This window comes from Psychrobacter immobilis (genome assembly GCF_904846185.1).
Taxonomy (GTDB): Bacteria; Pseudomonadota; Gammaproteobacteria; order Pseudomonadales; family Moraxellaceae; genus Psychrobacter; species Psychrobacter immobilis_B.
In genome coordinates this window covers 1-9,575 of record NZ_CAJGZQ010000038.1, presented here as the reverse complement: position 1 = coordinate 9,575, position 9,575 = coordinate 1, and the positions used below count along the sequence as shown (strand labels likewise).

Genomic DNA, 9,575 nt, shown 5'->3' with positions numbered 1-9,575 from the left:
GTTGATTGAGGGCCTTCACTTGGTGTTCTTTAACAATGATAAGACTGTATTTCGACAGTTAGTTAGCTTTTTAACCCCTAAACCTATGAAAATCGGGTGGGGATGATTTTTTTGTCGTGTGCAGAGGGTTTTTTTACATTATATGTTGTATTATGTTGTATGTAGTATTATTATACATACAACATAATACAAAGATAATTATATAAATTTCAGGATTATAATCATGGCAATCACAATACAACAAATTCATGCAACTGCTGACCAGCTACAAGAACAAGGGATTAAGCCAACGCTAGCTGAGGTACGTAAGATATTAGGTGGTGGTTCGTTTACCACTATTAGTGAGGCTATGAAATCTTGGCGTCAAGATAATCAGGAAGAAGAGCAGCTGAGACAGGTTGTGTTGCCAAGTGGTATAACTGAGCGCTTACAGTCTTTAGGGGCTGATATGTGGCAGACAGCTATTGATATGGCTAATGACAGATTAATCAAAGAGCGAGAAGCCTTAGAAAGTATTAAAACTAAGGCACAAGTTGAAGTGGACGAGGCACAAGAGGCAGTAAAGACCTTAGAGAGTGAGCAATCCGATTTATTGATGCAGCTGGATGAAGTGACTGCAACCGCAGAGGCAACTGCTATCACAGCGAATCAAGCTATTGCTGAACGTGACACCCTTACAAGAACACTAGGCGACACTCAGCATCAGCTAGAGCTTGAACGTGTTAAGGCAGATACCGCACAGGCACAGCTTGTAGAGGTAAGTAGTACATTAGATAACGTATCAACAGAGCTTAGCGCTAGCTTATCCAAAATAGCCACGCTTGAAGCTGTAGCTGACAACGATAAAATAGAGATTGCACGATTAAACAAAGCGCTTGAGGCAGTACAATCCGAGCTTAAAATAGTTACCGATGAGCGCAACGAAATAACGACCATCACGGCAGAAGTAAAAGGAGAGCTAAAAGCAATAACTGCTGAACGTGATAAGTTGTTAGGGTTGTTTGATGAGCTAACTCAAACGCAAGCTAATCTTCGAGCTGACCATAGAGTATTAAATAAGCAGTATGAAGACCTATCAACCAATTACCTATCAGAGCAAGGACGAGTAACAGCACTACAAACTGAGCTTGAGAAAGCTCAAAGCAAAATGACTATAGATCAAAATAAGAATACTCATTAAAATCTTGGTCTCAAACTTGTACGATAGGTATCTACAGGGGCTGGTTCAGCTACTTCTAGCTCCTGCTTAACCTCTTTATCTACCCCTAACTGCTCAGGTGTAGCTAAATCTTTGTACCTCTCCTGATGATAAGCCTCTTTTATTTTTATTCCAGTGGCTAAGTTCTTCTCATCTAATTGCTTGCGCTCATTTTTATTAGTCCTATGGTCGTATACAGCTTGCTCCCATTCTTTGTTATGTGATCGAAAGCGAAGACCATCAAATCCTTTTTCAAATATACCGCCTTTGAGCCTAACGCCCATTGGCTTACCGTTCTTATCCGTTAATTTGCTGCTGGTCACCGATAACGTCTTCTCGCTATTGCCACGATTAATCTTTAAGCCCCATTGTTCAAGCCTACCCATCACCATTCGACGATTCATAAGGATGCCGTCTTGCCAATCCAATAAGAGACGACGTTTTATCGCTTCCTCCAATAGCGTACGACTAGGTGGGTTGGCGATGGTCTCCTCGTCCTTTTCGGCATCTTTTTTCGTATACGCTTTCAAATCAAAAGGTGTAGGGCGTGGCGCATGATTGTTATAGGGATTCACTAAGCGTTTGCGCTTAGGGTCATTAGGATCACTTAACGGCTCACCCTTGATAGTCTTAACCTCTGAATTGATAATATTCTTCCAAGCATTGACCCTTTTTTGGTCTGCTGGCTCATAGTACGGTTGAAAAGACTTACCTGATCGCAGCTCCTGACAGGGAATCACAAAGTTTAGCTCCAGTCGTCCCACAGGGTGAGCCTCATCAATGTCTTTATCCGCATGCTCAACCCATAAAATATCGTACTGATCACTTTCTAAACCGCAGAATATGATTGCTTCGAACTCCTGCATAATGCGCTTTTTATCTGACTCGCTGATCTCGTCTGCACGCTCCCTAAAAGACAAGTACCCTGACTTGTACTTAGACTTGTGAGAGGTAGTATCAATTAGGTGCTCAGTGAGCACAGGATCGCCGTACAGCACTTTTGCATGCGCTCTAGGTACAAGAACACCTTTTTCGCCCTTCTCTTTCAGTAGGTAGTTTAAAACGCCACTTGCCTTGCCTGTACCATGGTCAGAGAATTTAGCGATCATCACTATCCCTCGCAGCTACTTTTGAGTATTCAATACTGCTTTCTATCAGCGCATGTAGCTGTACTCTAATCGCTTTAATCTCACTCAATACCTCAGAATCAACTTCCTTTTCAATATTTACATGCTTGGTTAGCTGGTTTAGATTACTACCAATCCTACCCAACTGACGAACCAATTCAGGATCAACGGGTTTAACTGGGGTTACCCCTAATGCCAATCCTCGCAGCCAACTGGCTACCGTATTTTCACGGTTTCTTTTCTTAATCTCAGCAAGCTCATAATCATTGACGCGAATCGCAATCTCTCTATTGCGCTTAGCTCTCTTATCAAGAACGGTAGGTTTTATCTCATTCATAACAATTACCTAGGTAAGGTTTTTAGGGGTTCTAAGGGTCTCCCTTAGCCAGCTCACAGAGGGATAGGATAATTAGTACGTAGTAATAAATAGCCCCCTCTAGTGACTGCTGGCTAAATAAATAATATCATATAATCTATATTTGGCTGTACCTAATTAGAAATAAATGGCTGTACCTATGATATTATAATTGACTGTACCTATATATAAAAGAATGACTGTACCTAGAGTTAAGGACTATTAGATATGGATAAGAGACGTAAAAACATGCAGCTATATAACGCTCTTCGTTCTGCTAGGGTGGAGGGTATGATTGATATGATAAATACTATTGACTATGGTTGTAGTGAGCTTGATGTATTAGGTGTCTACGATGGTTATAGATTAGAGCGTCAAATTAATTCATATAGAGCAATGAAGATAGCTCAGTATTTTGGTGTCAATGTCAGTAAAGGCAAACTAACCAGATTCTCTAAACCTAAAGACCATCATTACGATCTTTCTACTTCTCAACTGATGGATTATATAAGTGAACATTATGATGCTTTTCTAAATTATTGGGAATGGTTTAGACAAGGAGCTGAACTTCAAGCTAAATTAAAGTTTTTTACTATGGAAGAATTAAAAGAAATAAGAGAAAAAGGTTTTTAATGTTTTTAAATGCTTTTAAATGCTTTTAAGCAAGCTGTATTCTTTATCAATAAAGGCTTTCGAGACTTATATGAATAGGTTTACCCTGTTATGTAGATAGGTTTACCCTGTTATATGAATAGGTTTGCCCTGTTATATGAATAGGTTTACCCTGTAAATAGGTTGTTTGTTTGACAAGCTATTTAAGATAGGCTATCTTACAGACTACTTAAATGGATATGGTTATGGAAATGTCTGAATTAGTCGTGAAGGATAACGCACTTATTGAAGCGAGCTACACACTCGGATTGGCAGAACAACGATTGATATTGCTAGCAATAATTGAGGCTAGAGAAACAGGTCAAGGAATTGATCATAATAGTCTGCTAAGAATTCATGCGCATTCTTACGCTGAACAGTTTGGTATTGATAAAAACAACTCTTATGAAGTAGTAAAGGATGCAAGCAAAGGTTTATTTGATAGATATGTGACCTACCACGATAAAAACCCCAAAAATGGTGCTGATCGCTCATTCCATTGTCGTTGGGTAGATAAAATTGGTTATGAAAAAGCCAATGGCACAGTTTATTTGCGGTTTACCTCCGATGTTGTGCCTTTAATAACAAGGCTAGAAGAGCAATTCACAAGTTATGAGTTAGAGCAAGTTGCAAACCTCGATAGTAGTTATGCTATTAGGCTTTATGAACTTATTATTCAATGGCGCTCTATAGGTAAAACGCCTAAGTTTGAGCTGCAGAATTTCAGGAAGCAGTTAGGCGTTGAGATTTCGCAGTATAAAACAATGAGTAATTTTAAAAAGTTTGTTCTGGATTTCGCTGTTAAACAGATTAATCTACATACAGATATCACTGTCAAATACGATCAACATAAAGAGGGGCGTAGTATCGTAGGGTTTACATTTAAATTCAAAGCTAAGCCCAAGCCCAAACTTAAGAAAGCAATAGAATCACGAAGAGATGGTGATACTGCTGATATGTTTACTATAGACGGTTTGAATGACAAGCAACTTGGCCGTATTGCTCGAAATCCTCAGTTTATGACTGATTACAATCATATGGTTAGCCCTACCAGTCCAGCAGGCCAGAACAAAGAAGATTGGGAGTTTGAAATGGTTAATCGACTGAAGAAAGATGCTACGCAGTTTAAAAACCGTCCTATCAAAGAGTATCTTGATTACTGATTTGATAGTATATGCACGCTCAAGCTCTATGCTTGTCAAAGTTGTTAGTTAATTGGAGTTAGAAATGATTAAGAAACCTACTGTTGCATCACTATTTAGTGGGGCAGGTGGATTAGATTTAGGTTTTAAAAACGTAGGTTTTGAGCTTATATGGGCTAACGATTTTGATGCTGATGCTGTTGAAACTTATAAGGCTAATATCGGAGACGAGTGTGTATTAGGTGACATATCTGAAATAAAATCTGAGGATATTCCTAAAGCTGACGTGATGCTGGGTGGCTTTCCATGCCAAGGATTCAGTATGGCAAATACTAAGCGGAATGTCTTAGACGAAAGAAACTCGTTGTACTTAGAGTACGTACGAATCCTTAAAGACAAAAAGCCCAAGGTTTTTATTGCAGAAAATGTGAAAGGTATTTTATCGCTTGGCAAAGGGTCTGTCATACAAGGTATTATCAATGATTTTTCAGAAGTAGGTTATAAGGTTCAATACAAACTTTTGAACGCAGCTGACTACGGTGTGCCGCAAACAAGAAGACGTGTATTTATTGTCGGAGTAAGGAATGATATTGACATAGATTTTGAGTATCCCGAGCCAACACATGCAAAAGATGGTAAAAATGGTTTATTGCCTTGGGTTAGCGTAAAAGAAGCTTTTGTAGGTTTGCCAGATCCAGATGGTGAAGATGCTCATACTGTGCCCAATAATGAGTATTCACAGTACAAGGTCACAGTAAAGAACTTTACAGGACATCGTAAAACAAACCCTGACTTACCTTCGCCAACTATTTTAGCTAGAGGTAATGGTGGTGGTGGTGTAGTTGCGATACCTCACTACAATGGTGAACGCAGAATGACGGTTAGAGAATCTGCAGCAGTTCAGAGCTTTCCTAAAGATTTTGCCTACAAAGGTACGAGGGGGTCTTGTTATCGGCAGGTAGGCAACGCTGTTCCTGTATTATTAGCTCAAAAAATCGCAGAACAACTATTAATTTTTTTTGAAAAGAACGAGACAGAAGTATGAGTTACACACCTAAGAAGCCGTTTGAAGGTTATAAGTGGCTGTTTGCAACTAAAGCTCCAACGGAATCATTAGGTGACCCTGCTGTATTATTAGGTCTTATTAACAGGGTAGCACCAATTGCAGATGGTAAAGTACGCTACAGCTCGCAAGAGTTCGCAGAAATTATGCAGCAAATGGACAAGGATGTTGCTACTACAGTAGGTTTAGCAAACAGAGTTGGTGAGAGAAATCTTATGCGAAACTCTGCCCAGTATTGGAAGGCTTTTGGCTTAATTCCCAACAATGTGAGGGGTGTTATACAACTTACCCCGTTTGCAAAATCAATAGTTAGTGGAGAACTCAATCAAGTTGATTTCGCTTCAGCAATTATTGTTTCTTTTAAGCTACCTAATCATGCTTCTTATACAAATCAGACAACATACGACAAGTGGATAGAAAGTGAGCTTTTGATACATCCCTTCAAGTTAATCTTAAGAGTAATAAGATATTTACATAATATTAATCCATCGTATGGTTGGCTAACAAATGAAGAACTGTATTCTTTAATAATACCAATGGCAGGCGATAAACAAAAAGCTGAGTTTATTGCAGAGTATATTCTTAAGTTCCGTGAAGATCCTAGTGTCATAGATGGTTGGTACAATGCAGTACCAAGATCAAATGATAAAAGATTTTCTGGAGAGTATTTGCGGTTTTTAGCAAACTTTGGTTTTTTAGAAAGAGATGAACAGTTTTACACAGGTTCAAAAGCTGTACGTGACACTCTGAAATTTTCTTATATAAATCAGATTGATGAACAAATAGCAGAATTAGTTGAAGGTGTTTGGTCAGAAAACAGGGATGAAATTATATCTATGGTTCGTAGTTTAGATATAAACAGTGCCGTTATTCAGTCATCTACGTATCGCTCTAACAGTAGACCAAGACAACAGTATTTCCGCAGGGAGCTTCTCGCTGCAACACCAACGTGTCCATTTACAGGTTTTGATTTACCTATGGTTCTGCAGGCAGCACATATTAAGCCTTATGCCTATGGGGGTGATGACGAAATCAGCAATGGTATTATGCTGCGAGCAGATATACACCTATTATTTGACTCGGGCTTATTAAACTTAAGGCCTGATGCTGTAAGGAAAGGCTACTGTGACGTAATAATTGCTGAAAATGAAGGCGTAAGAAGCAATTACAGAGGATTAACTGCATCGTCAATAAAACTACCTGATTATGTTGATATGGAAAATATTAGGTGGCGCTATGATAATCGCTTACTAGGAGTAATTAGTTAGCTTTATTACTAGATTCTTGTATTAAAAATCCACTACTTTCTCTTCGTTTCAGCCGAAGCCCTGATTGTATGGTCTTTTTCTCTGAATTAAATATTCAAAACCTACGACTATTCGCATAAAAAGATATTAAGTTTGATTATCTCTATTAATGTAACTATGATGCAAAATTAAACTTATTAACAACAAACGTTTTCTTAATTGATGGTTAGGGTAGTCATGCTATTATATTTATAATAATACTTATTGCATTAGCGGTGGTTGCATACGTTATTTTTTCAAAAACAGATAATTCATTTCACATAAATTAATCACCTTATCCAAATCGTTACATTGTGGGAAAGGCACATCAGGCTCTTCCACGATCACAACATTATCTAATATCTCTTGAAGCTTTTCTAAATTTAAAGCGTCTTTTACAATGCTGTATCTGTCTTCTTTAACCATTTTTATTGAACTTGGGTCTTCTATATGTTCAAATTCGTATTCTCTTAGATAGAAAGTACCGTCTGAATAGGTCAGAAATATGAAGCAGCGCTGCGCCAGCCGACCTTTCGTTGCAGAATAATAGGGAGTGCATATAAATGAATTTTTTGAATTTGCAGGTCACACAGGCAGAGCTCCTATCCGGCCTTATTTCCGTTTCCCAAACAGTTGCACAGATTGTGCTCGTCATGACCGTGGCGTGGCTCGTGTCCGCAGTGCTTTCGCGGGCCATCACACGCATCAGCAAAAGAACCCGCACTTCCAAGAGATCTGCAGATGAGGTCAAACGCATTGAAACATCTTTTCGTCTGATCCGTTTCGTCAGTCGGCTGGTCGTGTGGGCCTTGGCCGTGACCATTTCCCTCTCAATCCTTGGCATTTCTGTGGCACCGATCCTGACGACTGCGGGGGTAAGCGGCATCGCAGTGGGGTTTGCTGCGCAGAGCCTGATAAAAGACTATTTTTCGGGTTTGGTCTTGTTGCTGGAAGGGCAACTCCGCATCGGGGATATCGTGGATATTGGCGGTGTGGCAGGCCAAGTCGAAGAGATGACGTTGCGCTATGTGCGCCTGCGTCAACTCAATGGTGACGTGGTCTATGTGCCCAACGGAGCCATCACCAATCTGACAAATAAGACAACGGACTATTCGATGGCCGTAATCGATGTCGGTGTCGCCTATCGCGAAAACCTTCAGGAGGCATTGAACGTTATGGAGAGTGTCGCCCGTGAGCTAGCTTCGGAAACAACCTGGTCAACGAGAATATTAGCCGAGCCAGAGGTCTTTGGGGTCGAAACGTTGGGTGACTCTTCGGTTATCCTGCGTCTTCGCCTCAAGGTCTTGCCAGGTGAGCAATGGTCAATCCGGCGCGAATATCTGCACAGGATAAAACAGCGCTTCGACGAACTTGGCATCGAAATCCCTTATCCGCATCTGACGCTTTATGCCGGCCAGGACAAGGATGGAAAAGCCCCTGCCTTTCGGATCGAAGCTCCGGCTGGTGCCCAATGACACGGCCAAAATATACATATGAAGTGGAAAGAGATTTCTCGAACTGGGATGAAACGATTTTCGAGCGCTGTCTGCGGGATGGGTTCAATGTATTTGGCTCTGGACCAACCCCTATTCTCTTGCGGCCCGAAAAGGAGACCGAACCTGCCCCTGACACCCGTTCGCTAGGCAACGACAGCCATGATTAAGAAAGGCCAACCCATGAAGCCACCGGTAAAGACGAGCTTTCGCGGCAGGGACGTCGCCTACCTGGTAATTTCCATTGTTTTAGTGGGCGTAGGTTACGCAGCCTACCGCGGCTTATACTTTGTTGGTGAAAACGTTCCTTTTGCCCAAGAGATGATCCTAGTGTTCCTGGGTGCAGCTGCCACTATCTATCTGACAGCTGTGCTCCTCAATCGCCAGACTGAGCTTGAGTTAAGAAAAGAAGGGCAAGTTCTTCTTTTTCAACAAAAGCATGACACATATATGCGCGTCATCGAAAAGGTTGCTGAAATCGTGGAGCGTGAACGTCATGATTTTGCGCTCATTGATGAACTCAGGGTCATCAGCCACAGGCTTGCCGTTGTCGGCAGCGCGCCAGTTGTCGAAGCGTTCCGACGCGTTCTTGATCTGCTTGTTGATGGACTTGAGGATGGCCAGTTGAACGGCAATGACGCAGAACAGGTGATGCATGCCGTAGCTGAAGTCACGATTGCGATGCGTTCGGACATCAGCAGCGACAACGACCCTGAAGCGCTTCGGTCGGCTGCAGAAGCGATCATGGCGAACTCACGCAAGATCGAGCGGCTGGACGACATCGAGCACTCAAAGTCCAAGCCAGACGCAAATGCAGCCAACAATAAACAGAAGAAAGGAGATTCGAAAGATGATGCAAGGACATAACCGCCCGCCATTCGCACCAACAATTCCCGGAACCAACCTTCGTTCTCATGATGTGCCAACCGCCATCATTTACCGACCCGCGCGCGCGGCCGCCACGTCCGCGCCACGATCCCGACACTGGGTTCTGGAGTTCGAACCGTCACGCCCGCAGAACCTTGAGCCCTTGATGGGATGGACGACGTCTCAGGATCCTTACCGGCCTATCAGGGAATAATTTAATAACTCCAAACACATATTAATCAACTACCTCAAAATAGTTTGGGGTTTTTTTCTCTGCACACGACAAAAAAATCATCCCCACCCGATTTTCATAGGTTTAGGGGTTAAAAAGCTAACTAACTGTCGAAATACAGTCTTATCATTGTTAAAGAACACCAAGTGAAGGCCCTCAAT

The 9,575-nt window shown here is 41.5% G+C and carries 11 protein-coding genes and 1 pseudogene; 8 read left to right on the top strand and 4 right to left on the bottom strand.

Translation table 11 applies throughout. The annotated features are described in order from the left end of the window. Positions 1–223: 223 nt before the first annotated feature. Positions 224–1,180 (top strand): DNA-binding protein, encoded by a 957-nt coding sequence (locus tag JMW94_RS14180; RefSeq protein ID WP_016247066.1) that lies wholly within the window; start codon positions 224–226, stop codon positions 1,178–1,180. Here the strand turns inward: JMW94_RS14180 and JMW94_RS14175 are convergent. Both JMW94_RS14175 and JMW94_RS14170 read right to left on the bottom strand, forming a co-directional pair. Further along, positions 1,177–2,307: a relaxase/mobilization nuclease domain-containing protein gene (locus JMW94_RS14175; protein ID WP_201604830.1), complete on the bottom strand. Its 1,131-nt coding sequence runs from the start codon at positions 2,305–2,307 to the stop codon at positions 1,177–1,179. The genes JMW94_RS14180 and JMW94_RS14175 overlap by 4 nt on opposite strands. Beyond that, a complete protein-coding gene (locus tag JMW94_RS14170) occupies positions 2,297–2,662 on the bottom strand; it encodes a plasmid mobilization protein (RefSeq protein WP_201604829.1) in 366 nt (121 codons plus the stop codon). The genes JMW94_RS14175 and JMW94_RS14170 overlap by 11 nt, the downstream gene beginning before the upstream one ends. A gap of 246 nt (positions 2,663–2,908) precedes the next feature. On the opposite strand from JMW94_RS14170, the gene JMW94_RS14165 reads away from it, so the two are divergent. The 4 genes from JMW94_RS14165 to JMW94_RS14150 all read left to right on the top strand — a co-directional run bounded on the left by JMW94_RS14165 (position 2,909) and on the right by JMW94_RS14150 (position 6,804). Next, complete coding sequence (locus JMW94_RS14165; protein ID WP_102716606.1) at positions 2,909–3,313, top strand: hypothetical protein; 405 nt, start codon at positions 2,909–2,911, stop codon at positions 3,311–3,313. A gap of 230 nt (positions 3,314–3,543) precedes the next feature. Next, positions 3,544–4,494 (top strand): replication initiation protein RepM, encoded by a 951-nt coding sequence (repM, locus tag JMW94_RS14160; protein ID WP_201604831.1) that lies wholly within the window; start codon positions 3,544–3,546, stop codon positions 4,492–4,494. A gap of 64 nt (positions 4,495–4,558) precedes the next feature. Beyond that, complete coding sequence (locus JMW94_RS14155; RefSeq protein WP_201604828.1) at positions 4,559–5,518, top strand: DNA cytosine methyltransferase; 960 nt, start codon at positions 4,559–4,561, stop codon at positions 5,516–5,518. Next, on the top strand, positions 5,515–6,804 hold the full coding sequence (locus tag JMW94_RS14150) for an HNH endonuclease (protein ID WP_201604827.1): 1,290 nt from the start codon (positions 5,515–5,517) through the stop codon (positions 6,802–6,804). The genes JMW94_RS14155 and JMW94_RS14150 overlap by 4 nt, the downstream gene beginning before the upstream one ends. A gap of 267 nt (positions 6,805–7,071) precedes the next feature. Here the strand turns inward: JMW94_RS14150 and JMW94_RS14145 are convergent, their stop codons facing one another. Both JMW94_RS14145 and JMW94_RS15135 read right to left on the bottom strand, forming a co-directional pair. Further along, positions 7,072–7,248: a hypothetical protein gene (locus JMW94_RS14145; RefSeq protein ID WP_201604826.1), complete on the bottom strand. Its 177-nt coding sequence runs from the start codon at positions 7,246–7,248 to the stop codon at positions 7,072–7,074. A gap of 27 nt (positions 7,249–7,275) precedes the next feature. Then, positions 7,276–7,323 (bottom strand): annotated as a pseudogene (locus JMW94_RS15135) (hypothetical protein); the annotation flags it as partial. 62 nt (positions 7,324–7,385) lie between these two features. On the opposite strand from JMW94_RS15135, the gene JMW94_RS14140 reads away from it, so the two are divergent. The 3 genes from JMW94_RS14140 (at position 7,386) to JMW94_RS14130 (ending at position 9,396) form a co-directional block, all read left to right on the top strand. Further along, complete coding sequence (locus JMW94_RS14140) at positions 7,386–8,297, top strand: mechanosensitive ion channel family protein (protein ID WP_004733146.1); 912 nt, start codon at positions 7,386–7,388, stop codon at positions 8,295–8,297. A 201-nt stretch (positions 8,298–8,498) separates the two neighbouring features. After that, positions 8,499–9,182, top strand: coding sequence for a hypothetical protein (locus JMW94_RS14135; protein ID WP_265088326.1), 684 nt, complete (start codon positions 8,499–8,501; stop codon positions 9,180–9,182). Then, a complete protein-coding gene (locus JMW94_RS14130; RefSeq protein WP_320157931.1) occupies positions 9,127–9,396 on the top strand; it encodes an NADH dehydrogenase ubiquinone Fe-S protein 4 in 270 nt (89 codons plus the stop codon). Before JMW94_RS14135 ends, JMW94_RS14130 begins: the two co-directional genes overlap by 56 nt. The last annotated feature ends 179 nt before the right edge of the window (positions 9,397–9,575 follow it).

What these genes read in the sequence shown, in the direction of transcription:
- JMW94_RS14140 (WP_004733146.1), top strand. Translation starts at nt 7,386, where the DNA reads ATGAATTTTTTGAATTTGCAGGTCACACAGGCAGAGCTCCTATCCGGC.
- JMW94_RS14150 (WP_201604827.1), top strand. Translation starts at nt 5,515, where the DNA reads ATGAGTTACACACCTAAGAAGCCGTTTGAAGGTTATAAGTGGCTGTTT.
- JMW94_RS14130 (WP_320157931.1), top strand. Translation starts at nt 9,127, where the DNA reads ATGCAGCCAACAATAAACAGAAGAAAGGAGATTCGAAAGATGATGCAA.
- JMW94_RS14135 (WP_265088326.1), top strand. Translation starts at nt 8,499, where the DNA reads ATGAAGCCACCGGTAAAGACGAGCTTTCGCGGCAGGGACGTCGCCTAC.
- JMW94_RS14165 (WP_102716606.1), top strand. Translation starts at nt 2,909, where the DNA reads ATGGATAAGAGACGTAAAAACATGCAGCTATATAACGCTCTTCGTTCT.
- JMW94_RS14175 (WP_201604830.1), bottom strand. Translation starts at nt 2,307, where the DNA reads ATGATCGCTAAATTCTCTGACCATGGTACAGGCAAGGCAAGTGGCGTT.
- repM (WP_201604831.1), top strand. Translation starts at nt 3,544, where the DNA reads ATGTCTGAATTAGTCGTGAAGGATAACGCACTTATTGAAGCGAGCTAC.
- JMW94_RS14170 (WP_201604829.1), bottom strand. Translation starts at nt 2,662, where the DNA reads ATGAATGAGATAAAACCTACCGTTCTTGATAAGAGAGCTAAGCGCAAT.
- JMW94_RS14155 (WP_201604828.1), top strand. Translation starts at nt 4,559, where the DNA reads ATGATTAAGAAACCTACTGTTGCATCACTATTTAGTGGGGCAGGTGGA.
- JMW94_RS14145 (WP_201604826.1), bottom strand. Translation starts at nt 7,248, where the DNA reads ATGGTTAAAGAAGACAGATACAGCATTGTAAAAGACGCTTTAAATTTA.
- JMW94_RS14180 (WP_016247066.1), top strand. Translation starts at nt 224, where the DNA reads ATGGCAATCACAATACAACAAATTCATGCAACTGCTGACCAGCTACAA.